The organism is Pseudomyxococcus flavus, assembly GCF_050038885.1.
GTDB classification, from domain to species: domain Bacteria; phylum Myxococcota; class Myxococcia; order Myxococcales; family Myxococcaceae; genus Myxococcus; species Myxococcus flavus.
In genome coordinates this window covers 7,875,061-7,900,715 of the sequence record NZ_CP143624.1, presented here as the reverse complement: position 1 = coordinate 7,900,715, position 25,655 = coordinate 7,875,061, and the positions used below count along the sequence as shown (strand labels likewise).

The following is a 25,655-nucleotide window of genomic DNA, read 5'->3' as shown; positions in this document are numbered from 1 at the left end:
GCCCACTCCGCGAGGCATGCGGGGTGGGCTTCATGCTTTCGAGGGAGCGTCGGGCCCAGGCCCAGCGGCGCGTCCGGAGCCCGAAAAGCAGAAAGGCCGTGAGTCCGATTCAGGACTCACGGCCTCTCTTTGAATGGGCGCAGCAGGGTTTGAACCTGCGACCCCTGCCGTGTGAAGGCAGTGCTCTACCGCTGAGCTATACGCCCTTCTGCTGTCTGCTGCCCGCCGCCGGTGTTGCCAGCGGCGAACGCGGGTGTAGATGCCATTCGCCCGCTCAGGTGTCAACGCATTTTCGACTACAGCTCGCCGAGCTTCTCATCGAGCTCGCGCAGCCGGCGCTTGAGGCCGGAGAGCTGCTTGCCCAGGGACTTGAACTCGCTGCGGGGCGCGAAGTTCAGCGCCTTCATCAGCTCCTCCTGCCCCCGGTCGAGCGCCTGCTTGCCGCGCTGGGCCTTCCCAATGGCGTTGGCAATGGCCATGGCGCGCCGGTCGTCGGCCATGAGCTTCTCCATGGCCTTGCCCGACATGTTGAGCGCCTGCTTCTTGAGGTCGTCCGCGATTCCCATGTGCTCCCCCCGGCTCAGGGCTCGTCGTCGAACTGCGTCTGCAGCTTGGCGAAGACGCGGTCGGCGATGCCCTTGTACTTCATGCGCTCGATGAGCGGCTGCAAGTCCCCCTTCATGGAGATGCGGCGCTTGAGCACCGCCTCCACGGGGTCCAGTGTCCCCTTCAACAGCTGCTTCCAGACGCTGTAGGGCGCGCGCGCCAGGTACACCGGCTCGATCTCGTCCAGGTCGTCCGGGTCCGCCAGCACGTGGGCCCTCTCGATGCGGCAGTCACCGGGGACGACGTGCACCACGAAGGCCTTCGCCAGCTTGCCCGGCTCGGCCTCCACCACCGCCCCGAAGTCGCCCTTCCAGCCCTTGCCGGCCATGGCGCACTCGGGATCCTCATTGGTGAGGCGGACGGCCTCGTCCACCCACTCCTTCGACGGGAACTTCGCCATCTGGACTCCTAGCCCCTCCGGAAGATGCTCTTGATGCTGGAGAAGAGCCCCCGGTCGTCGCTCCCGCTGCTGGAGCTGGGCACCTGCTGTGAGTTGCGCGACGCGACCTCCTGGAGCGCCCGCTTGAGCTGCTCCGGCGTGTCGCGGGTGGCGAGGTCCACCTTGCGCATACCGCTCGCTTCCTCCACCGTCACCTGGAGCAGGCACTCCTCGGTGAGGCGAAAGTCGATCTTCCGGCCGGCCGCGGCCGAGGGCACGCGCACCGTGCCCAGGTACTCGTTGTCCACCAGCAGGTCGCTGTCCCCCTGGTAGATGTCCAGCTCGATGAAGGGCGAGCCCGGCTCCTTCGGGGGCGGCAGGCGGAAGCTCTTCACCATCGGGATCAGCGAGTTCTTCTCGATGATGCGCTTCACGCGGCCGTTGGGCATCGCGTAGCCGATGGGCATGGACAGCGCGTCCAGCAGCGTCACCGCGTCGATGCTGCCCAGCGAGTCGCCCAGCAGCGCCGCGCCCAGGGCCACGCACTCGTCCGGGTGGACGCCCTTGCGCGGCGGCTTGCCGAAGTGCGCCTGGATCTTCTGCTGCACCAGCGGCATGCGGCTCTGGCCGCCCACCAGGATGATCTCGTCGATCTCCGCGCGGGAGATGCCCTTCTCCTCCAGCACCCGGTCGCAGATCTCGAAGGTGCGGTCCACCAGGTCGCCGGTGAGGCTGTTGAGGAACTCGCGCGTCAGGGGGATGCGCAGGTCCAGCGGCTTGCCCTTGCGCTCGTCGATGAAGGGCAGGTCGATGACGACGTTGGGGATCAGCGTCAGGTCGATCTTCGCCGCCTCGGCCGCGTTCTTGATGCGCTGGAGCGCGATGGGGTTCTCCGTGTTGAGGTCGACCTTGGTCTCCTCGCGGAAGCGCTCCAGCACGTACTCCATGATGCGGTTGTCGAAGTCCGCACCGCCCAGGAAGGCGTCGCCGCCGGTGGCCAGGACCTCGAAGACGTTGCCCGCCAGGTGCAGCACGGACACGTCGAAGGTGCCGCCGCCCAGGTCGTAGACGAGGACCTTCTGATCCAGCCCCCGGTTGAAGCCGTAGGCCAGCGCCGCGGCCGTGGGCTCGTTGACGATGCGCTTCACGTCGAAGCCCGCCAGCCGGCCGGCCTCCTTCACCGCGTTGCGCTGGTTGTCGTTGTAGTAGGCCGGGACGGAGATGACGGCCCCTTCGATGGGCCCGCCGAGGAACTGCTCCGCGATCGTCTTCACCTGGCCCAGCACGAAGCTGGAGACCTGCGGCAGCGTGTACAGCTTGCCGCCCATCATCACCGCCGCGTCGCCGTTGGCGCCCTCGACGATGTCATAGGGGAAGTACGCCTTGAGGTCGTCCACCGACTTGGAGTTGTACTTCCGGCCGATGAGCCGCTTGGTCCCCCAGAGCGTGTTCTTGGGGTTGGTGACCATCTGGTCCTTGGCCACCCCGCCCACCAGCAGGTCACCGCGCGCCGACAGCGCGACGACCGACGGCAGCGTGAGGTTGCCACGGTCCGTGGGGACGATCTTCGGGATGCGGTTGCGGACGGACGCCACCAGCGTGTTGGTGGTGCCGAGGTCAATCCCGATGATGCGAGGTCTGTCCGCCATGAAGTGAGGGGGGACGCGCCGGAAGACGCCGCCCCTGACGCCACTGTCTATCACGTCGCGCTCGCGAGTGCGCGTTTCTGGGCGACGGTGTCAGTCCACCGGGTCCGTTCCACCCGGAGGGGGCCCGTCCTGCCCCACGGCCGCCCCGGGCTCCGCCTCCAGGGTGGACGGGGAGCGCCGCTCGAACGGTGCGTCCTCCCCGCCGGGCAGTTCCTGGAGGAACCGGGACGGGCGCAGGAGGATCCGCTCGCCGTCCCGGGGCAGCACCGACAAGGGGTACACCAGCGACAACGTGTCCCGGGCCCGGGTGAGGGCCACGTAGAACAACCGGCGCTCCTCTTCCTCCTCCTCGGGCAGGCGTGTGGCCAGCGACAGCGGAAAGCGCCCGTCCACCAGCCAGAGGACGAAGACGGCCCGCCATTCGAGCCCCTTCGCCTGGTGGACGGTGGACAGCGTCAGGAAGGCCCCCGACGGCTCCTCCCCCAGGGCCTCTCCGGCCGCGAACTCCGACACCAGCGCGATCTCCGACAGGAAGCGCGCCAGGTCCTCGAAGCGGCGGGCGAACTCCGCCAGCTGCCGGACGTCCTCCTCCCGGTGTTCCTCCTCGGCGTACTCCGCCTTCAGGTACTCCGCGTAGCCCCCGGCCAGCACGTCCTCGATGAGCCGCTCCGGCGCGGTGGACGCCCCCGGCCGTGTCAGCCGCCCCATCAGGTCGCTGAAGGCCTGGAAACCCTTCCGGGCCTTGCGCGGCAGGTGCGAGACGACCTCCGGGTGGCTCAGCCCCTCCGGCAGCGGCGTCCCCTCCGGCAGCGCGCGAAGGGACATCCAGACGTGCTCCGCCGTCGCCGGGCCCACGCCAGGAACGCGCCGGATGACCCGCTTGAAGGCCAGCTCATCCGCAGGGTTGTTCACGACCCGGAGGTGGGCCAGCACGTCCTTGATGTGGGACTGCTCGAAGAAGCGCACCCCGGAGCGAACCCGGAACGGGATGCCGCGGCGGGTCAATTCGAGCTGGAGCTCCAGCGAGTGGCTGTGGGCCCGGTACAGGACTGCCATGGCCTCCAGGGACATGCCCTGCGCGCGCAGCTCCTGGACTCGCTCGGCCACGAAGGCGGCCTGCCCGGCGGCGTCCTCGGTCGGGACGATGAGGGGCCTGGCCCCGGAAGGCCGCGCCGCCGTCAGCACCTTGGGGAACTGCTGGGTGTTGAGGGTGATGGAGGCGTTGGCCAGTCGCAGAATCTCCGGGGTGGAGCGGTAGTTGCGGGTCAGCGAGTGGACCGAGCACCCCGGGTAGCGCTGCGGAAAGTCGATGATGTTGGAGAAGTCCGCGCCCCGGAAGCTGTAGATGGCCTGGCAGTCATCCCCCACCACCGTCAGGTCCTTGCGCTCCCCGGCGAGCAGGTCCACCAGGTCGCCCTGGAGCCGGTTGGTGTCCTGATACTCGTCCACCAGGACGCAGCGGAAGCGCTCGGTGAGGGCCTCGCGCACGTCGGGGTGGTGCGTCAGCAGCCGCTTGAGGTGCACCAGCAGGTCGTCGAAGTCCATCAGGTGCATCTGCGCCTTGCGCTGCTGGTAGCGCGCGGCGGCGGCGAGCACCTCGGGCGCCAGCGGGAGCAGCTGGGGCCTGCGGTCCATCAGCACGTGCGACACGGGCTGCTGGAGGTTGGCCGACAGCGACACCAGGTCGAGCACCAGGTCCGGCCGGGGGAAGCGTTTGTCACTCTTGAGCCGGCGCTCGGCGATGCACGTCACCATCAGGTCCCGCGCGTCCTCGCGGTCCAGCACGGTGAAGCTCCTGGAGAAGCCGAGCACCCCCGCGTACTGCCGGAGCAGCACGTGCGCGGCATGGTGGAAGGTGCCCCCGAGAATGCGCCGCACGTCCACGGAGGCGCCGGCCAGCTCCTCCACCCGGCGCGTCATCTCCCGGGCGGCCTTGTTGGTGAACGTGAGCAGGAGGATGCCCTCGGGCGGCACGCCCCGCTCCAGCAGCCGCGCCACCCGGAAGGTCAGCGTGCGCGTCTTGCCGGAGCCCGCCCCGGCGATGACCAGCACGGGCCCCGCCCCCGCCTCCACCGCCCGGAGCTGCTCCTCGTTGAGGAGCGCGGCGTAGTCGATCCGCAGCGAGGGCCTCGCCGGATCGGCCCTGAGCATGTCGGTGCGGGAGGCCATGGGGGCGCCGACTCTAGCCGCCCCGCCCGCTCGGGACATCCGGATCCGGGCGCCTCAGGGCGCGCCGTTCAGCGCCGTCAGCCGGGCCGACGCCGCCGCGCGGACCTGGGGTGATGGATCACGCGCCTTCGCCACCTCGAGCAGCAGCCGCCCCACCTGCGGCAGCTTCGTGGCCACCGCGTCCAGCGCGGCGGTGCGCTCCTTCACGGCGCTCTCCAGGCGCTCGCGCACGCCCCGGTCCCCGCAGGTCCGCACGCCGGGCGTCTGCTCGCGCAGCAGCAGCTCCGCGTCCGCCAGCCGCGCGTCGGCCAACCGCTTCGCGTCCGCGGCCTTGCGCTCGAACTCGGCCAGGTCCTCGGGGAACTCGGTGCTCGCGGTCCGGGCGCGGGCGATGGCCTCCACGGCGAAGCGGGCGTTGACGGCCGCCGCGCAGAGCTGCCGCGCCGAGGCCAGCGGCACGCGGCCCTCCGGCGTCACCTGGGACTCCTGCGCCACCTCCAGGGACCACAGCGCGAGCTGCCGCGCCGCCACCCCCGCGGAGAAGTGCTGCCGCCGCTCCTCGCGAATCTGTACCCAGCGCCGGAGGATGACGGGGTCCACCGCGCCCGACTCGGCGGCCCGCTGGTACTCCGTGGACGCCTGGGCGAGCTGGCCGGAGAGGTCCAGCAGCACCGCCACCGTGAGGTACATCTCCGCGCTCGTCGCGCGCTCGCGCAGGGCGTCCAGGCGCGAGGTCACCTCGTATTCGGCCACCGGACGGGGCAGCGCCGCCAGGACGGTGTGCAGGGACTCGAAGGCGTGCTGGCGGATCAACGGGTTGCGTGCGGAGCGCAGCGCCTCCAGCAGCGGATCCAGCACCCGCACCGAGACGTGCTGCCCCAGCTCCTCCGCCGCCTGCCAGCGGTCCAGCGGGTCCGGCGCCACCAGCGCGCGCTTCAGGTCCTCAATGCCCCGCAGGTAGAACCCCACGTGGGCCGCCTGGGCCACGGGCTCCGGACGGGCCAGGGCCGCCAGCTCGGCGCGAGCCCGGGCCAGCCGCGCCGGGAACTCCGTCAGCTTGGGGCCCAGGGGATGGGCCTTCACCCGCGCCTCGGCCTCGTCCACCAGTCCGGAGACGAGCAGCCCCTCCACCTCCAGGCCCAGCAGCAGGACGCGCGCCTCCTCCCGGTGCGCGCCGGCCGGGTGGTCCTTGAGGTATGCGAAGAGCTTCGCCGCGCCGGAGGCCTTCGCCTGAGCGAAGGCCTGGGCGTCCAGCCGGGCCTCCACGTCCTGGCGACGCGGATCATCCGGCGCCGCGCGCAGGTACTCCGCCAGCTTGCGCGGGTCGTCCGTCGTGGCCAGCTCGCGCGTCTCCGCCTCCGCCAGCAGCCGCTTCGCCTCGTCGCGTTGGGCCCCGTCCGGGTGCTCCTGGAGGAACTGGCGCCAGCCCGCGACGGAGTCCAGCTCCTTCGCCGCGTTGAAGCGCAGGCCCTCCAGCAGCGTCTTCGCCGTGCGCGCCTGGGCCGCGTCCGGGTACGCCTCCAGGAAGCGCTTGTAGGCAATCACCGTGTGCAGCCGCTTCGCCTCCTCGAACTCCAGCTCCTCCAGCCGGGCCTCGGCCGCGTCCGCGTCCTGGTGCGTGGGGTATTCGCGCAGGAAGGCGCGGTAGCCGTCGATGGTGTCCGTCTTCGCCGCGCGGTCATACGGCGAAGGGATGCAGCCAGTGGCCAGCAGCAGGACGGCGAGGGCTCGGCGAAGGGAAGCCATGTCCCTGGAGCAATACCGCACCCGCGCCCACCCGGAAACCCGAGCCCTGGTGGACGGTTGCCTGGGTAGGTTTTTTGACGACACAGCTTCCCGGACCGAGCATGTGCCCCAGGACGCTACAGGGAGGTCGCGCCATGAGGACAATCACGCTGATGGGAGCCCTCGCCGTGCTGGCGACGGGATGTGCCACCACGGGAGCGCCGCTGGAGCCGTGGCTGGACTCCTATGCCCTTCGCTACCGCTCCGCCTCCCCGCCCGCCTTCCCCCGCGAGTCGCTGTCCAAGCCGGTGGCCACCGCGAGCAAGGACACGCGCCAGGAGCGCCCCGCCCGCGTGGCGACCCGCGCGGGCAAGGGCTCGAGCCGGAAGGCTCGCGCCACCCCTGCCCGCGTGACCTCCGCGGCCTCGGGCGACGCGCGCGCGAAGGTGGTCACCACGGCCCGCTCGCTGGTGGGCAAGACGCAGGTGAAGCTCAACGGCCGGAAGTACCCCTCGGACTGCACGGGCCTCATCGAGGGTGTCTATGCCCAGGCCGGCGTCACCTTCCGGGGCACCGTCCAGCCAGGCGACAACGGCGTCACCGCCATGTACCGCTTCACCCGTGCCCGGGGCCGCGTGTACTCGGAAGGCCGCCCCACTCCCGGCGACCTCGTCTTCTTCAACGAGACGTATGACCAGAACCGGGATGGCCGCCGCAACGACGGCCTCACGCACGTGGGCATCGTCGAGAGCGTGAGCGCCACCGGCACCGTCACCGTCATCCACCGCGTGCGCCGCGGCGTCGTGCGCTACCGGATGAACCTCGAGCGGCCGAACCTGCGCCGCGACCCGCAGACGGGCGAGGTGCTCAACGACATGCTCCGCCACCCGGGCCCCAACCGCGCCCCCGTCCTCACCGGGCAGCTCTTCGGTGGCTACGGCAGCGTGCTGCCCGCCAGCCCCAAGGCCTCCAAGCCCGTCCCGGTGGCGCTGCGGTAGGCGCTGTCTGATGGAATTGCTGGCGCGGCTGGTTGCCTCCCTGCGGCAGCGCGCCGGCATGGTGATGCGCTCCGAGCTGAATCCCCTCGCCACCCGCCCGTCAGCGGGCCTGGCGCTCGGACGCCTCGCGAACGAGCCATTCACGAAACGCCACCAGCTTCGGGAGCGAGGCGCACTCGGGACGGTAGACGACGTAGTAGGCGAGCTTGGAAGGGAACTCGACCTCCGGGAACAGACGCACCAGCCGTCCGGCCGCGAGGTCGTCATGCGCCATGATGCTGCGGGCCAGCGCCACGCCCTGCCCGTCGATCGCCGCCTGAAGCACCGCGGCGGAGTTGTTGATGCGCAGGCCTCGCTTCGTCTCCACGTCCCTTGCGCCCGCCTTCTCGAGCCAGGCATCCCACGTGACGAAGCCCGAGCGCGCGTCCACGGACCGGTCGTGAATGAGCCGTAGGCCGCGCAGGTCCGACGGCCGACGCAGTCGGCGATTCTGCCGCAGGAGTGCAGGCGAGCAGACGGGATAGACCTCCTCGTCGAGAAGCTTCTCCGCGACCAGCCCGCGCCAGCCTCCAGGTCCGTAGCGCACGCCGATATCCACCCCGCGCGTGGCGAAGTCGAGCAGCTCGGTGGACGCGTCGAGCCGCACGTCCAGCTCCGGCCATGCGGCCTGGAACCGTTCGAGGCGCGGCAGGAGCCACTTGGCCGCGAAGGCGGGGCTGACCGTCACGGTCAGCACACCGGCCGCCGAGCCCTCCTTCAGCCGCGCGACGCCGGCGCTCAGCCGCTCGAACCCCGCGCGGATATCCGGCAGCGCCCGCTGGGCCGCTTCGGTGAGGACGAGCCGCTTCCGTCCGCTCGTGCCCCGGTGGAACAGCGTCGTGCCAAGCGCCTCCTCGAGGCTCCGCACGAGTTGCCCGACCGCCGCAGGGGTCACATGAAGCTCGGCGGCTGCGGCGGAGAAGCTCTCGTGCCTGGCGCTCGCCTCAAAGGCACGCAGGGCATTGAGGTGTTCGGGCGCGCTCATGGGCGGTCAAGATTTCCTTTGCCGGGAGCCAAGAACATCTCGTTTGCGACAGTGGGTCCTCAGACGCATGAATTCCTCGTCGGCTCCCTGTGAGGAGAGCCCGACCTGCCATCCCAGGCGCGGAGTGGAGCCAGCGGCTGCTTTCGAAGCGCCCTCTGCGGGATAGCTCATCTTTCACGTAACACGGACGTCAAGACGGAGGAACCCCATGGTCTACGTGCAAATCACTCTGCAGATCTCTCATGCCAACCGGCCCGCGGCCGCCGGTGTGTACCAGCGTTACAAGGCGCCCTTCCTCGAGACGATCGCCGGCGCGAAGTCGAAGGAGTTGCTCGTCCGGGACGAGGACGTGCAGGTGCTCCACGGATTCGAGACGGCGCAGCAGGCCAGCGCCTACCTCAAGACCGACCTGTTCACTTCCGACGTCGTGACCGCGCTGACGCCGCTCCTCGACGCCGCCCCGGACATCCGGATCTATCAGGCCGCCTGAGGCGTTCCGTGTCGGACCGCCGCCGACTGCGGTGGCCCGACGCTCACCCAGTGCCAGCCAGGGACCACGCCGACGCGACGCTGCTGGTCAACGCTGCGGGCGTCTTCCTACCGAAGGCGTCCCTGGAGCGCGAGGAACGCGATTACGACCTGTACCTCGACATCAACAAGGCCCTCTTCTTCATCACGCAGGCCGTCGCCAGGTCCATGGTCGCGCTGCGCAAGGGGGGGCGATTGTCAACATCGGCTTGATGTGGGCCAAGCAGGCCATCCAGGCCACTCCCTCCTCGGCCTATTCGATGGCCAAGGCAGGACTTCACTCGCTGACGCAGCACCTGGCGATGGAGCTGGCCAGCCATGACATCCGCGTCAACGCGATTTCGCCAGCTGTCGTCGAGCCCCCCATCTACGAAGGCTTCATCCCGAAGGAGCAGCTTCACAGTGCGCTCCAGGGGTTCAGTGGATTCCATCCGATCGGCCGCGTGGGCCGCGCAGAGGATGTTGCGCAGACCATCGCCCATCTGTTGTCGAACGAGACGTCTTGGGTCACCGGCGCCATCTGGGATGTCGACGGCGGCGTCATGGCGGGACGCAACACGTACAACTGACCCTGGGAAGGGTTCCCCAGGCGGCCTCGCACCATGGGGCCGCGCCCATGGCAGGAGCATCCATGACCAGGAATCTACCGGATGAGGGCGCGCAGGTGATGGCCTTGCCGAGGACGTACCACGCCATGCAGGCAACCCGGCCCATCGAAACGATGCCGATCGAGAGTGCGGGAGAGGCATACTCGCGAATGAAGTCCGGTGAGGCGAGGTTTCGGATGGTGTTGACGATGACGGAGGCGCGCTGATGGATGGCCTGGCGCGCCACGGAGCTTTCCTTCGTGCCCTGAACGAGGCACCGCGGGTGCTCGCCGAGGGCTCCGTGGTCGAGCGCCTGCGCCGCCACCCCGCGGGACTGCTGGACCCGCATGTGGCCAACGCGGGCCTCCTCTTCACTCCGGAAGGACGCGAGGCGCTCGCCGGCATCTACCGCGACTACCGCGACATCGGCCTGCGCCATGGCCTGCCCACCCTGCTCCTCACGCCCACCTGGCGCGCGAACACGGAACGGCTCGCGCGCGCAGGCCTCGCCGGCCGGGACGTCTTCGCCCAAGCAGTGGGGCTGCTGGCGGGCCTGCGCGATGAAGTCGGGGCCCGGGGGGAGAACGTCTTCATCGGAGGGCTCGTCGGGTGCCGCGGGGACGCCTATCAGCCCGCGGAGGCCCTCCCCCGCGAGGAGGCGGCGGCCTTCCACGCGCCCCACGTGGAGTCGCTCGCGCGCGCCGGGGTGGACTTCCTCGTGGCCCAGGCGCTGCCAGCGCTCTCGGAGGCCGAGGGCCTCGCCCTGGCGATGGCGCGAACCGGGGCACCGTTCCTCCTGAGCTTCGTCCTCCGTCCCGCCGGGACGCTGCTCGACGGAACCCCGCTGGGTGAGGCCGTGGCGCGCATCGACGCCCTGCCCGGCGCGCGCCCGACAGCGTACATGGTGAACTGCGTCCACCCCTCCGTCTTCCGCGAGGGCCTGTCGCGCCAGCTGTCCGCGTCCCCCTCCCTCGGCGCGCGGGTGGTGGGACTGCAGGCCAATACCTCCCGCCTCTCCCCCGAGGAGCTCGACGGGCGCGCGGAGCTCGACACCGCGCCTCCGGACGCATTCGCGCGGGAGATGGCCCGTGTCCATGCGGAGCTCGGCACGCGCCTGCTCGGCGGGTGCTGCGGCACCGACGAGCGGCACATCGCCGCGCTCGCCGAAATCCTGGCAGAAGGCGCGCCGGGCGTTCGGCAACCGTGACGACACGCTCGCCGTGAACCGCCCGGCCACGCTGCATGTCACGCGGGTCCACGTCTCCCTGGGCCACCTGCAGCCGTCAGGCAGGGACTCATGGCACCGGCAGAAAGGCACACCGGCCGGTGAGCCGCGCCCCATCGTCGGGCAGCGGCCTCCGGCCAGCGCGAAACCACCCTCAGGCGCGAGCCGTCCGGTCCCACGCGGCGCGCTGTGAGTTGCGCAGGAAGCGCCAGAAGCCCACGACGATGGCCAGGTTCATGGTCACGAAGTAGTACGCCACCGACGCGGCCTTCTTCGACGTCCCCCGCTTCAGCACCCCCGTCTTCCCCAGGTACGCGAGCGCGTAGAACAGCGCCTGCATGAAGAGGGTGAACTGGTAGAAGAGCCGGTCGAGCAGGAACAGGTTCACCACCAGCGCCAGCCCCATGAGTGCGGGCGCGCACCAGCGCAGCAGCTTGTGGGACCAGAAGGCGAAGGCCGGGAAGCCCGCGGTCGGCAGCAGCAGGCCGGGCACCATGCGCAGGCTCTGGAAGTTGCCCGCGGCAATGCGGGCCCGCCGGCCGAACTCCTTACCGTAGTCCTCCGTCGTCTCCTCGTGCGCGACAGCGTGCTCCTCGTAGACGACCTTGTAGCCGTTCTCCAGGATGCGCAGCGGAATCACGAAGTCGTCCACGATGGTGGACGGCGGCAGCTGGGTGAACAGCGAGCGGCGGATGGCGTAGAGCCCGCCGTTGGCCCCCACCACCGCGCCGCGACGCCCCTCGTACAGCTTGATGAGGGACTCGTAGCTCCAGTAGGCGCTCTCCTCGTAGTCCTGCTTCGTGGGGTTGTAGAGCCGCAGCTTGCCGCAGACAGCCCCCACCTCCGGGTCCTCGAAGTGGCGGACCAGGCGCTCGATGGCCTCGGGCTCAATCATCGTGTTGGCGTCGGACAGGACGACGATGTCCCCCTTCGCCATCGGGATGCAGCGGTTGAGCACCGTCGTCTTTCCCGCCCGCGGCGCCGGAGACAACCGCACGCGCGCGTCGGTGCACGCGCGGACGATGTCATCCGTCCCGTCCGACGACCCATCCGAGCCGATGAGCACCTCGAACTTCTCCGCCGGGTACGCCAGCGCGAGGCTGTTCTCCAGCTTCTGCTGGATGCACGAGGCCTCGTTGTAGGCCGCGACGACCAGGCTCACCGAGGGCAACGGTCTCTGCCCTCCCTCCACCTGCGGCTCCGCGTCTCCCTGCCGCACCTTGCGGGCGTTCTTGAGTACCTGCGCGGCCCCTTCGAGCAGAAAAAGACTCAAGGGATAGAGAAAATACGTGTGCGCGAGTAGCACCACCGCACACCAGAAGAAGACCTCCGCCATCAACCCAGCCTCCCGAGCACCCAGTCCTCGAACTTGCGCTGGGTCCAGCAAGAGGCATGCCTTGGCTGCGGCGCCCAAATCCCACGGGAGCCCCCCGTCGAGCCCGGGCCCGGCGGTGCAGGACTGGACTTTCTCCAGCCCCGCGGGACGGAACGCCCGTCGTCGTTTCAGGGTGCGGCGACGTTCGAGTCGATCTGCTCGATCAGCCGCTTTGCCACCTGGTGACCGGGGTTGAGCGCCAGTGCATCGTCCAGAAGCGAACGCGCCGTGGCCGTATCCCGCAGCCGCAACGCCACCCGGGCTCCGAGGAGATAGGCCCGCAGCAAGGAGCTGTCGGCCTGGCGCAGCACCTCCAGGTCCTTGGCCGCCGACATGAGCGTGTCCGGTGGGGAGCTGGCACTCAGCGCATACTCGGCCCTGGCCACGGTGCTCCAGAGATGCGGCGCGCTCTCCCCTTTCCGCAGGCGTTCGGCGAGCCCCAGCGAATCCGGCGCCGCCAGGACGGAGGCGTATAGGGCCTGGGCCTTCAGCCGAGCCGCCGCCGCGGACGTGGACTCCGTCTCGGGCGCCTTGCCCAGCAGGGTCATCTGGGCATCCAGTTCCTTGCGGACCGTTTCAATCGAAGCGCGGAGCGGCGCCATGTCACGCGCGATGGCGTCCTGGTCTCGCTGGAGCGCGCTACGGCGGAGCGCTCGCTCGGCGGGGTCGCGAATCGTCTGCGCGGTCTCCCTTGCACGCGCGACCGCCTCACTTCGCGTACGAAGCCGCTCGGCGTCGGCCTGGAGGTCGGACAGGTTCAGGGCGAGCGCCACCGCCAGCTCGGCGTGCGCTTCGACATAGCGCGGCTGTGACCCGATGACCTCGCGCAAGCGCTGGATGGCCTGTTCGCGCGAGGCCGTGTCGTCGCGGCGAAGGAGGACCGCCGCCCGGTCCGTCTTGTCCACCGCTTCCGTGGGAATCTCCACGCGCCGTCCCTTCAGCGCGAGGGTGGCCAGGCTGGCCACGAGTGCGAGCCCCACCAGGAGGACCAGCACCAGCCGGGGGCGCACGCCTGACGAGGAACTGCTCGCGTACTCGATGGGGCCCGGCGCCGACATGCGGGAGGACGACAGCAGGTCAGGCGGCAACTCCACGGGAGCGCGGCGTGGCGCGGGGGCATCGACAGCCTCCGCCCCGGAACCGAACGTGTTCCCCATCGCGCCGAAGTCTCCCGGCAGCGAGGGGGCCTCCGCGGCCGGCTCGGACTCGGGAGGCAGGTCGATGCCACTGTCGGCGGCAGGGAGGGAGGAGAGCCCGAAGGGGCTCGTCGAACGGACACCCGGGGCTTGCGGCGTCCCGGGGACGCCGTCGTGCGGGGCTTCCGCGCCAAGGCTCGGAGCCAAGGGACCGGAAACCTCAGCAAGAGGCGCGACCGGAGGCACCGAGCCGACGACGCTCCGGGTACCGCCGGGGGCTTCGGCCGCTGGCGCCTGCACGGCCCTGAACGCCTGGCTTCGTCCCAGCGGGCCAGGGGCATCGTTCGAGGGAAGGGAGCCCACGGAGAGTGGACTGACAGGTGGCGGGGTCAGCACCTGCCCATGCGCGGCGCCGAACACCTGCGTTCTGTTGCTGGGCGGCGCGCCCCCTGGCTCCGGGGGCGTGAAGGCCCCGTAGGTCTGCGTCGTGCCCTTTTGTTCGCTGGGCACCTGCCCTGGCGCCGCGCCAAACACCTGCGTCGAATGTCCCACCGGCCCTGAAGGTTGCCCGGAGACCGCCCCGTAGGCCTGCGTCCTTCCCACAGGAGGAACCGCGGGCGCCACGGGAGGCACCGCGCCGAAGGTCTGCGTCGTCGACCCCACAGCCGCCCCCTGCGCGGGAACCGCACCGTAGGTCTGCGTCCGCCCCACGGGGGGAGCGGCCCCGAACGCCTGCGTCGCGTTATCGGCGCCGGGCCCTCGGGGCACCGCGCCAAACGTCTGCGTCGTGCCCACGGGCGGAATCGACGGAGGCACCGCCGCCGGCGCCCCGCCCCCGACGGGAGGCACGGCCCCGAAGGCCTGCGTCGCGCTCGACGCGGGCGCCGAGCCCCCTGACGGTGCCCCTCCGAAGAGCTGGGTGGACTTCAGTGCCGAGCGCGTCGCCTGCCCCGAGCCTCCCGTCACCGCAGGCGTCGACCGCGAAGGCGGCGGCGCGCCGTGCGGCGCGGCCATGAAGACGTGACCACAGCGCGTGCACTGGACGGACGCGCCTCCTGGCGGAAGCAGGCGGGAGTCGAGGACGTACTGCATCGAGCACTGAGGGCACGCGATCTGCACTCGACGTGCTTACCACACGGGCCCGGCGTCCGGAGGAGCTCCAAGCGAGGTGGCCGCCTGGAGGGTCTGCAACTTGGCAGCACCCACGCCGCGAACGGCGTCCACGTCCTCCCAGCGCTTGAAGCCCCCTTGTTCCTCCCGTGCCTCGACGAGGCTGCGCGCCAGCGAGCGCCCCACGCCCGGAAGGAGGGCAAGCTCCTCCTCGGTCGCCGAGTTCAGATCCAGCCGGCGCCCCAGGGCCAGCGCCTGCGCTCCCGTGGGAACCGCGCCGTCGCCGCAGGTGGCCACGCCATCCGGGCGGATCCGCACCGCCTCCGGAGCACAGTCGAGCGCCGGCCCCGCATCCGGCCAGCGCAGGCGCGCGACGACGCCCACGCCCAACACCCCCAGCGCGACGGCAGCGAGCGCTGCGGTGCGGCTCGCCACGGTCTCAGGCCTTCTCGCCCTTCAGAGCCGCCGTCTCGGACACGGCGGAGACGCCCTCGGGCGGCAGCGGCTGGTCCAACCCGAAGGCGGTGTGCAGCGCGCGCACGGCCAGCTCCGTGTACTTGGAGTGGACCACGCATGACACCTTGATCTCCGACGTGGAGATCATCTGGATGTTGATGCCCTCGGCCGACAGCGCCTGGAACATCCGCGCCGCCACGCCCGAGTGGTTGCGCATGCCCACGCCGACGATGGACACCTTCGCGATGTCCGGGTCCGTCTCGATGCCGGTCGCGCCAATCTCCTCCACGACCTTCCGCACCAGGTCCTGCGCGGTCAGGAAGTCCGTCTTGCCCACGGTGAAGGTGACGTCCGTGCGGCCCTCCTTCGCGGGGTTCTGCACGATGAGGTCCACCACGATGTGCTTCTCATCGAGCGGACCGAAGATCTTCGCCGCCGCGCCCGCGACGTCCGGCACGCCGCACACGGTAATCTTCGCCTCGTTCCGGTCGTAGGCGACTCCGCGGACCAGCACATCCTCCATGGAACTGTCCTCCTCACACACGAGGGTGCCGGGGTCGTCGGTGAAGGACGACTTCACCCAGAGCGGCACCTTGTACTTCATGGCGAACTCGACCGAGCGGATCTGCAACACCTTGGCGCCCACGCTGGCCAGCTCCAGCATCTCCTCGTAGGTGATGCGGTCCAGCTTGCGGGCGGAGGGCACCATGTTCGGGTCGGTGGTGTAGACGCCGTCCACGTCCGTGTAGATTTCACAGGCGTCCGCGTTCAGCGCGGCGGCCACGGCCACGGCGGTGGTGTCGGAGCCCCCGCGTCCCAGCGTGGTGACGCTGCCCGACTCGTCCACGCCCTGGAACCCCGCCACCACGACGATGTGCCCACGGGCCAGCGCGGCGCGGATGGGCTGCGCGTCGATGCTCTTGATGCGGGCCTTGGAGAAGGTGCTGTCGGTGGTGATGCGCACCTGGTGTCCCAGGAAGCTGGTCGCCTTCCCCTGCTGGGCGTGGATGGCCATGGCCACGAGGCCGACGGAGACCTGCTCGCCGGTGGCGACGACCACGTCTTGCTCGCGCTCGTCGGGCCGGTCGGTGATCTGCGACACGAGTTTGAGCAGCCGGTTGGTCTCGCCCGACATGGCGGACACGACGACCACCACGTCGTGCCCCGCCTCCTGGGCGGCCAGGCAGCGCAGGGCCACGTTCTTGATGCGGCCCACGTCACCAACGGAGGTACCGCCATACTTCTGGACGATGAGTGCCACGGCGCCTGCAACCTCCCTCTTCGGACGGCCGGGAGCTATACGAGCCCTCCTGCTGGGTGTAAAGCGCCCGCAACCAACGCACCCGTTTACGCTAGGGTGCCCGGCCTTCCGCCGCACCCCTTTGGAGCTCCCAATGTCACGCCCCCGTATCCTCATCGACGGCGACACGCTGAAGCTGGAAGAAATCCTCCAGGTGGCCCGCAACGAGGCCACCGTGGAGCTATCTCCCGACGCCGCGGTCCGCGTTCAAGCCTCGCGCGCCCTGGTGGACCGCGTCGCCGCTGGAGACACCCCCGCCTATGGCATCAACACCGGCTTCGGCACCCTGGCCGAGGTCCGCATCGACAAGAAGGACCTGCGAGACCTCCAGCGCAACCTCATCCTCTCGCACGCGTGTGGCGTCGGGACGCCCCTGCCCCTCCCGGAAGCCCGGGCCCTGCTGCTGCTGCGGTGCAACGTGCTCGCCAAGGGCTACTCCGGCATCCGCATGGAGACGCTGTCCCTGGCGCTGGACATGCTGAACCGCGACGTGGTGCCCGTGGTCCCCGAGCGGGGCAGCGTGGGTGCCTCCGGCGACCTGGCCCCGCTGGCGCACCTGGCGCTCGTCTTCATCGGCGAGGGTGAAGCCTTCTACCAGGGGCAGCGGATGCCCGCGCGGCAGGCGCTGGACCGCGCCGGCCTGAAGCCGGTCGTGCTGGAGGCCAAGGAGGGCCTCGCGCTGGTGAATGGCACCCAGGCCATGTGTGCGGTGGGCACCCTGCTCCAGCTCCGAGCCGAGTCTCTCTCGGACGTCGCGGACGTCGCGGGTGCCATGACGCTGGAAGGGCTGCTGGGAAGCCACAAGCCCTTCATCCCTGAGATTCACGATGTGCGCGCGCACCCCGGGCAGAAGGACGTCGCGGAGCACCTGCGGCGCATCCTGGCGGGCAGCGAGCTGGTGGAGTCGCACATCAACTGCAGCAAGGTGCAGGACCCCTACTCCCTGCGCTGCATGCCGCAGGTCCACGGCGCTGCGCGCGAGGGCATCGCGTTCTCCCGGCGCATCCTCGAGGTGGAGGTGAACAGCGCCACCGACAACCCGCTGGTGTTCGCGGAGTCGGAGCGCATCGTCTCGGGCGGCAACTTCCACGGTCAGCCCATCTCCCTGGCCATGGACGTGGTGGCCATGGCGCTCACGCAGCTGTCGTCCATCAGCGAGCGCCGCGTGGAGCAGCTGGTGAACCCGGCCCTGTCGAACCTGCCGGCGTTCCTGGCGAAGAACTCGGGGCTGAACTCCGGCTTCATGATTGCGCAGGTCACGAGCGCGGCGCTGGTGGCCGAGTCGCGCGTGCTGAGCCACCCCGCGTCGGTGGACTCGATTCCCTCCTCCGCCGGCCGCGAGGACCACGTGTCCATGGGCATGACGGCGGCCCTCAAGGGCCGGCAGGTCAGCGACTTCGCTCGCACCTGCCTCGCCATTGAAATCCTGGTGGCCGCGCAGGCCCTGGACTTCCGCCTGCCCCTCAAGCCCGGCAAGGGCGCCCTCGCGGCCTACGAGCTGGTGCGCTCGAAGGTCCCCCACATGGAGAAGGACCGCGAGCTGCACCGGGACATCGAGGCCGTGAGCCAGCTCGTCGACTCCGGTGAGCTGCTCGCGGCGGTGCGCTCCGCCACGGCCTGAGGCCCCGCCGGGTGCGCCCACCGTGCCACCCGGCCAGGCCCTCCAGGACGGGCGGGGCTCGAACGACCCCGCCCGTCCTGCATCCAGCCTCAGGACGCGACAGCCTCCGGTCCCTTGAGCTTGCGGCGCAGCTCCTCCGCGGCAATCGCGGGCGTGCCGTCCGGCCCCATCAACGTCTGGCCATCCTCCGCGTAGAGCGCCGGGCGCTGGTAGAGCATGCGCAGCGCGTGCAGGTGCGGGTACACCTGCGACGCCTCGGCGTTGAGCTCGCGCAGGTGCTTGCGCAGCAGGGGCGCGAACTTCGGACTCATCGCAGGGAAGATGTGGTGCTCCTGGTGGTGGCTGAAGTTGACGTGCATCCAGTCCATCACCGGGTGCGTCGCCACGCTGGCGGTATTCACGAACGGGTTGTCCGACTCCTCGTGCGCGGCCAGCAGCCAGTGGTTCGTCGCGATGTAGATCATCAGCGTGAAGTTGCCGATGAGCAGCGGCAGGACGAGCGCGTACAGCGCCCCCAGCGGCCCCATCATCCAGCCCAGGGCAATCCAACCGAGCATCACGAGCACGGTGAGGATGCGCTCACGCGCCCGATGCATGTGGACGTGCTTGAACTGCGGCAGCGAGCTGTGATGCCACAGGAAGGCCTGCCCCTGCGCGGTGAAGAAGAACGTGAAGCTGACGAAGCTCAGCCACGAGCCGGAGCCCGGCGACATCGCATGGAACACCTTGGCGAACCACTGGGTCCGCCACTCGCTCTGACGGGGCAGGATGTCCGGATCGCGGGCCAGGACATTCGCCGCGCTGTGGTGCGCCTGGACGTGCCAGGCCCGCCAGTTCCCCGGCGTTACCAAGAACGGGCTGAAGCCCACCCAGCCCAGGAGGCTCTCGAGCGCTCTGCTGCGGAACACCGCGTGGTGCAGCGCCTCGTGTGCGATCAGCGCCACGGCGGTCACCACCTGCGCCAGCACGAACGAGATGAGCAGGCACGCCCACCACGGGAACGTCCCGCTGCCCGCCGCCCACATCAAGACGCCGGCCACCGGCACGAGCCCCAGCGCGACAACGCCGCGCAACGGCTGCGGTTGGAAGGACTCCGGAGGCATCACCCGGCGCAGCTCGGCACGGAGCCGGCGCGGGTCATCGGCGGGAATCACTCCCGCCGGGGAAATCGAAGCACGCATGTGTTCACCCAATGCGGAGAGGTTTCAAGCCATGGGCCGCGCGAGGCCGCCCTCGAGCAACATCCGGAGCCGTCCCGCCTCGTCGAGCGCCGCGACGCTGCCGCACTCCAGCAGTTCGCCATCCACTCGCGGCGGCAGCGCCTTCAATGAGAGGCGAAGCGGTGCTCCGCCCCCGACGTCCACCAGTCCCCGATCGAACGTTGCCCGCTGGAACTGGATGGGTGCGAACACGGCGCTCGACTCTCCGTCCACGTGCATCGCGCTCAACCGCAACGCGGCATCGAGGACGAGCGCGGGCACCGTACTCCCCGCCTGCCGAGGCACCGCGGGCAGCCCCAGCCGTGCGAAACGGGCCGCGGGTTCGATCCGGATCTCCTCCAGGCAATCGAACATCTTTCGCAGCTCGATGGGGGCTCCCGTCGCACAGTGCGGGTCGCGGACCCGCAGCGCCCGTCCCGTGGGCGCCGCTGCATCCAGGGCCGGCGTCCCCCGGGGAGGCTCCGGCGTCAACGTGAAGCGGGCCTCCGCGTAGACGAGGTCCCGTTCCAGAACGACACCCGTTGCATGGACGATGTCCCCCAGGAGCCGGACCTGCACGCAGTACCGACCCGGCATGTCCTCGAGCGGCGTGCATTCGGCGCGCAGGTGCTGCTGGCCTCCGGGCTTCACGCGAATGAAGCGTGAGAACCGGACGTCCTCGATGGTGACGGTGCGCAGCTCCGGCCGCCCGTCGCCCACCGCGGCTTGCAGCATCAGGTCCAGTGCCCAGGCCCCCGGCAGGGTCGGTGTGCCCCGGACCAGGTGGTCCTCCAGGCACGGCACGCTCGCCGCGTCGACGACCAGCGGGTGGCGCACCGGCCCGGAGGCACTGTCCGCCACCGGCTCCGCGGGCATCACCTCCAGCCCGTAGTACCCGCGCTCACTGTCGGTGAGCTGGACGTTGATGGGCTGACGGGGTTTCCCCTCGACGAGCTGAAGGAAGAGCGCCTCGCCCTCCTCCGCCCGGATGCCTCGCAGCTGCCGGCTGGCACCGAGCACCCGGTACTCCGAGCCGCGCGTCATGCCGATACCGTCCCACGCGAGCCATCCCACGCTGCACCAGCGCACCTCCTGGCTGGCATCGCTGACCCAGGCGCAGAGCCTGTCCAGGGCCTCGTTCGCCGCCCCGTAGTCCGCCTGGCCGTCATTCCCGATGTAGCTGAACGCGGACGTCAGGACATGGAACGCCACGGGCCGCGCGAAGCGGGAGGCGCAGGCGTCTCGCAGGTTCCGGAGGCCCCTCAGCTTGGTGCCCAGGTTGGTTCGAAGCTCCCCGAGCTGCCTCCGGTTCAGCTTCTTGGAGGTCTGCGTGCCGGCGCCATGAACCACCAGGTCCAGTCGTCCATACGTGTCGGCAATCTCCTGGACCACCCGCTCGACGTCCTCGGCCCGCGTCACGTCCGCGGCGTGATAGCGCACCTGTCCCGGGAGCCTCGCGAGGCCTTCCAGGGTCGCCTTCAGCTCGCGCGCGGCCAGGAATCGCTCGAAGCGCTTGCGCAGCTCGGGCATCCGCGTGCCCGGATTGCGCGCCAGCTCGGAGGCATAGAACGCACGCTCCACCTGGGGCAGGTCCTCGTCTCGCGCCTGGAGGACGTGCTGGGGTGCCTCGTTGGGATCGCTCCGGCCCAGGAGGACCACCCTGCACCCGTAGCGCTTGAGCAGCGCCCCTGCGAGCACGGCCGTGACACCGCGTCCACCGCCCGTGAGCAGGACCACCGAACCCGCGTCGAGCGTCGGCGCCGCGTCCGCGACGACGGCTGTCTCACGCAGCACGCGGACGCAGCGCCGTGGCCCGTCGAAACAGACTTCGATGGACGGAGTGCCTTCCACTTCCGTTCCCAGCTCGGCCTCGACCCGCTCGAGCGCAGCCTGAAGCGAATTGGCCGACGTGGACACGGCGTGAACCTTCCTGGCGGGGACCTCGCGGCCGATGGACTTGAGCAGTCCCGCGAACAGGCCGGACATGGGGTGCAGGCACCTGCGCGCACCCACCGCGCCGATGCAGAGGCTGGCCAGCTCGACCTCACTGCGCTGCAGTCGCTCATAGGCGCGACGTGCCACAAGGAAGAGCAGCTCCAGGGCGCCGTGCTTCACGGCCGTGTCTGCCACCACCTCCGCCTGGCCCGCTCCCGCCTCGACGCGGCTGACCGCGAGGACGACCTCGGGCTCGAAGGCGAGTGCCGACAAGCCCGCCTCCGCAGTGGCCTCCGAGGTGAGGTCGATGTACCGGATGCGGCCGTCCGCGACTGAAGTCCCCGAGCACAGGATGAGGTGGTCCGGACCGCAGAGCGCCTCGGCCTTGCCCGCGAGCTCGCGGGCCATCGTCACGTCCTGGGCGATGAACAGCACTCTTCGTCCCCGCAGGTGCGCGGTCCGTATCCGCGCTGCCGGCCGCTCGACGAGGACCGGTGCGTGGTAGCGGATGGTTCCCGAATGGTCGAAGCCACCACCGGCAGACTCGGGTGCACCGGCCACCGGCATGCGCTCATTCGACGACACCTGTTCATCCGCCGACCGTGCAGCAGCCGACGCACGCCCCTCGGTCGAAGCCAGCTCCGCCTGGAGCTGTGCCCCCACGGCCCCATCCGGTCGTACAGCGAATGATGAATGTTCCGCTGCCGGGACGAGTTCCACCTCCAGCCGCGAGCCCGTGGCCACATCCGGGTGGAAGCGAAGCGAGGCTGCCTGTCCGTTCGCCGCCGCCCGCACCGCCCGGAGGAGCGCCAGGCTCTCTCCCGCCGAGTGCGGCGGGAGATCGACGCTTTGGCCAGGCCGCGTCCTGCCAGCAGGCGCAAACCGGAGGTGACACAGGGGCTTCAATTCCAGGCTCCGGGCCCTCGCGGCCGTCGTCACGGCGAACAGGGCGGCTCCCTCTTCGGGAGGAATCGCTCCCCGAACCTCCCCAGGCCGGCCGATGTGCGTGCTGCCCACGAACACCAGCTCGAAGCCGCTCTCCAGCAGCCCCCGCGCGGCCTTCAACGCCGCCGCCGAGGATGCGGCCCCGGCATCCACCACGAAGTTGGGCCCCTTGACGTCGAGCGCTCCGGCGACGCGGCCGGGCGTGACGTTGGGCATCATGCCCTGAAGCGTGTAGGGCCCCGAGGGACGAAGTGACTCCGTCACCACCGTATGCAACCGCTCCGCGAGCGGCAGCACGGCGGCGGACGCAGGCTCGCGCCGGGTCTTCTCATGCAGTCGTCGCTGCAGCGAGAACGCCAGGACCCGCTGGACCGCCTCGACCCCGCGACGCGTCTTTCCCTCGAGCCCGACGACAATGGCCGTCTTCGCTCGGAGCGCGTCGAACGCCCCCAGCTTCTGGGCGAGCGCACTCGCGACGACGAGGCCCACATGCTGCGTGGCGTCCATGTCCTCGGAGATGTCTGGCAGCAGGCGCACCGTCGGCGGCAGTCGCAGCGCCGACAGGTCGAAACGCGCCCCCATCTCCGCGCCAGCCCCCGCCACGGGCCTCCCCTGCCCATCGGGGAACAGGCCTTCCGCGGCCACCACCACGAGGTCGGAATCGTCCCGCGCTCCAGACACCGCCCGAGGCGCGTCCGCCAGTCCCCGGTACTCCTCCAGCACGAGATGGGCATTGGTTCCACCGAAGCCGAAGCCATTGGTCGCGGCTCGCCGCGGCAGCGCTCCATTCTCCGGCCAGGGCTGCTCTCGCGTATTCACCTCGAAGCCGGGCCCCATCGCGAGCAGCGCGGCCCCCGGCTGCGTGAACTGGGCCTGCACCGGGAAGAGCCGGTGCTCGAGCGCCTTGCACAGCTTGATGACCGAGGCCGCCCCCGCGGCCCAGCCAACATGGCCAATCAACGCTTTGACGCTGGCGAGCTGGATGCCACCGCGCTTGCCACCGAAGACGCGGGCAATCGACTTCAGCTCCGTGGCGTCGCCCGCTGGAGTCGCCGTCCCATGCGCCTCGATGTACTGAATGGTGGAAGGCTCCACCTGGGCCTGGGCGTAGCACGCCTCCATCGCGGCCACCTGCCCCTCCGAACGAGGCACGTTCGCCGAGCTGCTCCGCCCGTCGCTGGAGAGCCCCGCGCCACGAATGACGGCATACACCCGGTGTCCCGCGGCCACGGCATCCTTCAGCCGCATCAGCCCCACGACGCCCGCGCCTTCACCGAAGATGACGCCGTCCGCGCTCGCGTCGAAGGGCCGGCTCCCCGTGGCGGAGAGGCCGTTGAACTGGGAGAACAGACAGCTGTTCCCAGGTCCCGGCGAGAAGACACCGCCGGCCAGGACGAGGTCCGCGTCGCCGCGCTCGAGCGCCTTCATGCCCAGCGCCATCGCGTAGAGCGACGACGCACAGGCCGCATCGAGCAACGTCGTGGCGACGCCCGCGCCCACCACGTCCGTCACCACCGCCTGGAGGGTCGGATGCGGGGCCAGGTCGCTGGAAATGGCCTCCACGCCCAGCACCTCGCGCGCGGCGGTCGAGAGCGACGCGACCTCATGGATGCGCTCGCCCCTGGCGCACAGCAGCGCCTCGCCGGCCTCCACGCTCAGCGCGGCGTCGTACTCGGCGGAGCCCTCCGCCGTCGAACCGAGCAGGCACTGGATACGTCCAGGAGCCTCCGCCGCCATGGGCTTCAGCCCACGCATCGCCTGCTCGAGCGCAATGGCCAGCAGCTTCTGCGTGCGCACGTACTGACTGAAGCGCACCGGGTCGAATCCGGGAGGTGGAACCAGGTCCTCATCACGCACCTGGCCCGTGAGCAGCGTGTACGCCCGGTCCGGCGTCCCATGCGGACCCATGAAGTCCGTCACCAGCTCCGGCTGCGCGACGCTCGGGTCGACGATGCCGCTGATGCCCCGCCGGATGTTCTGCCAGTACGCCTCCGGATCCTTCGCGCCGCCCGGCAGGAGGCAGCCCAGGGACACCACCGCAATGCCATCAACCGGGTCCGCGACACGCGGTGCCCCGCCAGCGTCCGGACGAGGCGCACCGACGGAGCCCGGCTCGGGCAGCAGCTTGCTGATGACACTGACCTCATGGGCTCCGCTCGCGGGGAGGACCTTCTGGACGATGCGTGCCAGGACTCCGGTGGTCCCACAGTCCACGAACCGCGTGCATCCAGCCCGCGACAGGGCCTCCACGGTTCCGAAGAAGTCGAACGGCCGCACCAGATGAGAGGCCAGGGCATCCGCCAGCTCGGGCTGTCCACCTACGTACTGCCTGCGTTCGATGGGCGAATAGACGCGTCCCTGCGGCGCGCGCATGGTCACGCCGTCCAGCAACGTCCGGAAGCCCTTCGCGGCCTCCTCCATGTCCGGGTGATGGAACGGGTAGCGGCTGGAGACGAACGTGAACCCCTGCCCACGGGACTCCAGCAACATGCGAAGCCGCTCGAGCGCCCCACGCGCCCCCGCGACCACTGTCTGCCGGGCGTGGTTCCGCCCCGCGATGGTCACCCCCGAGGCACCACAGTCCGCGATGGCACGAGCCGCGTCCGCCTCACCAAGCGCCACCGCCGCCAGGGTCCCCAGGTCATCGGGGAGGACCTGGAGCGCCCGGATGCGGTGACAGACGACCTGAGCGCCCGTGGCCAGGTCCAGCGCCCCGGCCGACGCCATCGCGGCGATCTCCCCGAAGCTGTGCCCCACGAACACGTCCGGACTCACGCCCTGTCGCTGCAACCAGCGGGCGCCCAGCACGCCCGCCAGGTAGATGCCGAGCTGATCCAACTGCGGCACCTGTGCGAGCGCCCGCCGGACGTCCTCGGCCTCTTGTGCGAACAGCAAGGGGGCCGCGTCCACCCCCGCGGAGCGGCAGGCCGTGGCGATGGCTTCGAGCTCACTTCCGAGGTCGGGCTGAAGCGCCTTGAGCCGGATGAAGAGCTCCGGCTCGAAAGAGCCCTGTCCGGCGAAGAGGTACGCCGTCGCCCCCGGAGGCAGCTCCAACGGGCCCGACTCCGCTGAGCCATGTGAGGCGGACACGGTGTCCATCGACACCACCCGGGATGTCCCCAGGGACGCAGGGTCCGCGAGGAGCGCCTTCGCGAGCGCTTGAATGTCCTCGGAGAACAGCGCCTTGATGGCGGCGCCGCCCTGCTGCGCCCGGTCCCGGAAGCTCTTCGGCGCGGCGGCCTCGAAGATTCCCGACAGCGATTCGAAGCAGCGCTGGAAGGACTCCGGGAAGGGGCACAGCGCTCCGCTCGTCCGGTCCGCGCAGAGCACCGTCTGATAGCCGCAGGCCACCGGCGTGCCGTCGCTCTTCAGCGTCCGGAAGCAGAAGCGGATGGAGACCTCTCCCCGTTCCTCCAGCGTCGTCAGTACGACGAGCCGGTCCCCGAGCGACGCGGAGGCCAGGTTGCGTGTGTAGCCCTCGTAGGTGAGCAACAACACCTGGTCGAAGTCGCGCCGGAACTCCGGCACGTCGAAGACGGCCGGGCTGAAGAGCAGATGCTCCCGTCCGGCACATTGGAACTTGAAGTTCGTGAGGAAGTGATGGCTCCCGTAGGCCATCGTGTCATCGAAATGAATGTCGTACGGGACGGCGAAGAACCCCATGGTGGTTGCCTCCGGTGCGAAGCGT

The 25,655-nt window shown here is 70.2% G+C and carries 19 protein-coding genes and 1 tRNA gene; 7 read left to right on the top strand and 13 right to left on the bottom strand.

Annotated features, from left to right (window positions below; translation table 11 throughout):
* Window positions 1-134: 134 nt before the first annotated feature.
* From VZL07_RS33060 to VZL07_RS33035, 6 genes are all read right to left on the bottom strand, one after another.
* Window positions 135-206 (bottom strand) — tRNA-Val (locus VZL07_RS33060).
* A 90-nt stretch (window positions 207-296) separates the two neighbouring features.
* Window positions 297-566, bottom strand: coding sequence for a hypothetical protein (locus tag VZL07_RS33055; protein ID WP_426751936.1), 270 nt, complete (start codon window positions 564-566; stop codon window positions 297-299).
* Window positions 567-580: 14 nt separating this feature from the next.
* Window positions 581-1,006: an SCP2 sterol-binding domain-containing protein gene (locus VZL07_RS33050; protein WP_426751935.1), complete on the bottom strand. Its 426-nt coding sequence runs from the start codon at window positions 1,004-1,006 to the stop codon at window positions 581-583.
* Window positions 1,007-1,014: 8 nt separating this feature from the next.
* The gene (locus VZL07_RS33045; protein WP_426751934.1) at window positions 1,015-2,634 is read right to left on the bottom strand and encodes an Hsp70 family protein; all 1,620 of its coding nucleotides are present in this window, start codon (window positions 2,632-2,634) and stop codon (window positions 1,015-1,017) included.
* A 90-nt stretch (window positions 2,635-2,724) separates the two neighbouring features.
* A complete protein-coding gene (locus VZL07_RS33040) occupies window positions 2,725-4,803 on the bottom strand; it encodes an ATP-dependent helicase (protein WP_426751933.1) in 2,079 nt (692 codons plus the stop codon).
* A 54-nt stretch (window positions 4,804-4,857) separates the two neighbouring features.
* On the bottom strand, window positions 4,858-6,549 hold the full coding sequence (locus VZL07_RS33035; protein ID WP_426751932.1) for a HEAT repeat domain-containing protein: 1,692 nt from the start codon (window positions 6,547-6,549) through the stop codon (window positions 4,858-4,860).
* A 134-nt stretch (window positions 6,550-6,683) separates the two neighbouring features.
* Between VZL07_RS33035 and VZL07_RS33030 the strand changes: the two genes are divergently transcribed.
* Window positions 6,684-7,526, top strand: coding sequence for a CHAP domain-containing protein (locus VZL07_RS33030; protein ID WP_426751931.1), 843 nt, complete (start codon window positions 6,684-6,686; stop codon window positions 7,524-7,526).
* A 100-nt stretch (window positions 7,527-7,626) separates the two neighbouring features.
* On the opposite strand, the gene gcvA is transcribed toward VZL07_RS33030, so the two are convergent.
* Complete coding sequence (gene gcvA / locus VZL07_RS33025; protein ID WP_426751930.1) at window positions 7,627-8,550, bottom strand: transcriptional regulator GcvA; 924 nt, start codon at window positions 8,548-8,550, stop codon at window positions 7,627-7,629.
* 208 nt (window positions 8,551-8,758) lie between these two features.
* Between gcvA and VZL07_RS33020 the strand changes: the two genes are divergently transcribed.
* The 4 genes from VZL07_RS33020 (at window position 8,759) to VZL07_RS33005 (ending at window position 10,872) form a co-directional block, all read left to right on the top strand.
* Window positions 8,759-9,040, top strand: a complete 282-nt coding sequence (locus tag VZL07_RS33020; protein ID WP_426751929.1) for a hypothetical protein — start codon at window positions 8,759-8,761, stop codon at window positions 9,038-9,040.
* 8 nt (window positions 9,041-9,048) lie between these two features.
* A complete protein-coding gene (locus VZL07_RS33015) occupies window positions 9,049-9,291 on the top strand; it encodes a hypothetical protein (RefSeq protein WP_426751928.1) in 243 nt (80 codons plus the stop codon).
* A complete protein-coding gene (locus tag VZL07_RS33010; protein WP_426751927.1) occupies window positions 9,291-9,647 on the top strand; it encodes an SDR family NAD(P)-dependent oxidoreductase in 357 nt (118 codons plus the stop codon). Before VZL07_RS33015 ends, VZL07_RS33010 begins: the two co-directional genes overlap by 1 nt.
* 244 nt (window positions 9,648-9,891) lie before the next feature.
* The gene (locus VZL07_RS33005) at window positions 9,892-10,872 is read left to right on the top strand and encodes a homocysteine S-methyltransferase family protein (protein WP_426751926.1); all 981 of its coding nucleotides are present in this window, start codon (window positions 9,892-9,894) and stop codon (window positions 10,870-10,872) included.
* Window positions 10,873-11,044: 172 nt separating this feature from the next.
* Here the strand turns inward: VZL07_RS33005 and VZL07_RS33000 are convergent, their stop codons facing one another.
* The gene (locus VZL07_RS33000) at window positions 11,045-12,226 is read right to left on the bottom strand and encodes a glycosyltransferase family 2 protein (RefSeq protein ID WP_426751925.1); all 1,182 of its coding nucleotides are present in this window, start codon (window positions 12,224-12,226) and stop codon (window positions 11,045-11,047) included.
* 167 nt (window positions 12,227-12,393) lie between these two features.
* Window positions 12,394-13,608 (bottom strand): hypothetical protein, encoded by a 1,215-nt coding sequence (locus tag VZL07_RS32995; RefSeq protein ID WP_426757419.1) that lies wholly within the window; start codon window positions 13,606-13,608, stop codon window positions 12,394-12,396.
* Between the two features lie 580 nt (window positions 13,609-14,188).
* On the opposite strand from VZL07_RS32995, the gene VZL07_RS32990 reads away from it, so the two are divergent.
* On the top strand, window positions 14,189-14,425 hold the full coding sequence (locus VZL07_RS32990; protein WP_426757418.1) for a hypothetical protein: 237 nt from the start codon (window positions 14,189-14,191) through the stop codon (window positions 14,423-14,425).
* Between the two features lie 104 nt (window positions 14,426-14,529).
* On the opposite strand, the gene VZL07_RS32985 is transcribed toward VZL07_RS32990, so the two are convergent.
* Both VZL07_RS32985 and VZL07_RS32980 read right to left on the bottom strand, forming a co-directional pair.
* Window positions 14,530-14,946: a ComEA family DNA-binding protein gene (locus VZL07_RS32985; RefSeq protein ID WP_426751924.1), complete on the bottom strand. Its 417-nt coding sequence runs from the start codon at window positions 14,944-14,946 to the stop codon at window positions 14,530-14,532.
* 4 nt (window positions 14,947-14,950) lie between these two features.
* Window positions 14,951-16,228, bottom strand: coding sequence for an aspartate kinase (locus VZL07_RS32980; RefSeq protein WP_426751923.1), 1,278 nt, complete (start codon window positions 16,226-16,228; stop codon window positions 14,951-14,953).
* Window positions 16,229-16,361: 133 nt separating this feature from the next.
* Between VZL07_RS32980 and hutH the strand changes: the two genes are divergently transcribed.
* Window positions 16,362-17,888, top strand: a complete 1,527-nt coding sequence (hutH, locus tag VZL07_RS32975) for a histidine ammonia-lyase (RefSeq protein WP_426751922.1) — start codon at window positions 16,362-16,364, stop codon at window positions 17,886-17,888.
* Window positions 17,889-17,977: 89 nt separating this feature from the next.
* Here hutH and VZL07_RS32970 read toward each other — a convergent pair whose 3' ends face one another.
* Together VZL07_RS32970 and VZL07_RS32965 are read right to left on the bottom strand one after the other, a co-directional pair.
* Window positions 17,978-19,069, bottom strand: coding sequence for a fatty acid desaturase family protein (locus VZL07_RS32970; protein WP_426751921.1), 1,092 nt, complete (start codon window positions 19,067-19,069; stop codon window positions 17,978-17,980).
* Window positions 19,070-19,093: 24 nt separating this feature from the next.
* Entirely contained in the window at window positions 19,094-25,630 is a 6,537-nt protein-coding gene (locus VZL07_RS32965; protein WP_426751920.1) for an SDR family NAD(P)-dependent oxidoreductase, read from the bottom strand.
* Window positions 25,631-25,655 lie beyond the last annotated feature (25 nt).

What these genes read in the sequence shown, in the direction of transcription:
- VZL07_RS33055 (WP_426751936.1), bottom strand. Translation starts at nt 566, where the DNA reads ATGGGAATCGCGGACGACCTCAAGAAGCAGGCGCTCAACATGTCGGGC.
- VZL07_RS33050 (WP_426751935.1), bottom strand. Translation starts at nt 1,006, where the DNA reads ATGGCGAAGTTCCCGTCGAAGGAGTGGGTGGACGAGGCCGTCCGCCTC.
- VZL07_RS33045 (WP_426751934.1), bottom strand. Translation starts at nt 2,634, where the DNA reads ATGGCGGACAGACCTCGCATCATCGGGATTGACCTCGGCACCACCAAC.
- VZL07_RS33040 (WP_426751933.1), bottom strand. Translation starts at nt 4,803, where the DNA reads ATGGCCTCCCGCACCGACATGCTCAGGGCCGATCCGGCGAGGCCCTCG.
- VZL07_RS33035 (WP_426751932.1), bottom strand. Translation starts at nt 6,549, where the DNA reads ATGGCTTCCCTTCGCCGAGCCCTCGCCGTCCTGCTGCTGGCCACTGGC.
- VZL07_RS33030 (WP_426751931.1), top strand. Translation starts at nt 6,684, where the DNA reads ATGAGGACAATCACGCTGATGGGAGCCCTCGCCGTGCTGGCGACGGGA.
- gcvA (WP_426751930.1), bottom strand. Translation starts at nt 8,550, where the DNA reads ATGAGCGCGCCCGAACACCTCAATGCCCTGCGTGCCTTTGAGGCGAGC.
- VZL07_RS33020 (WP_426751929.1), top strand. Translation starts at nt 8,759, where the DNA reads ATGGTCTACGTGCAAATCACTCTGCAGATCTCTCATGCCAACCGGCCC.
- VZL07_RS33010 (WP_426751927.1), top strand. Translation starts at nt 9,291, where the DNA reads ATGTGGGCCAAGCAGGCCATCCAGGCCACTCCCTCCTCGGCCTATTCG.
- VZL07_RS33005 (WP_426751926.1), top strand. Translation starts at nt 9,892, where the DNA reads ATGGATGGCCTGGCGCGCCACGGAGCTTTCCTTCGTGCCCTGAACGAG.
- VZL07_RS33000 (WP_426751925.1), bottom strand. Translation starts at nt 12,226, where the DNA reads ATGGCGGAGGTCTTCTTCTGGTGTGCGGTGGTGCTACTCGCGCACACG.
- hutH (WP_426751922.1), top strand. Translation starts at nt 16,362, where the DNA reads ATGTCACGCCCCCGTATCCTCATCGACGGCGACACGCTGAAGCTGGAA.
- VZL07_RS32970 (WP_426751921.1), bottom strand. Translation starts at nt 19,069, where the DNA reads ATGCGTGCTTCGATTTCCCCGGCGGGAGTGATTCCCGCCGATGACCCG.
- VZL07_RS32965 (WP_426751920.1), bottom strand. Translation starts at nt 25,630, where the DNA reads ATGGGGTTCTTCGCCGTCCCGTACGACATTCATTTCGATGACACGATG.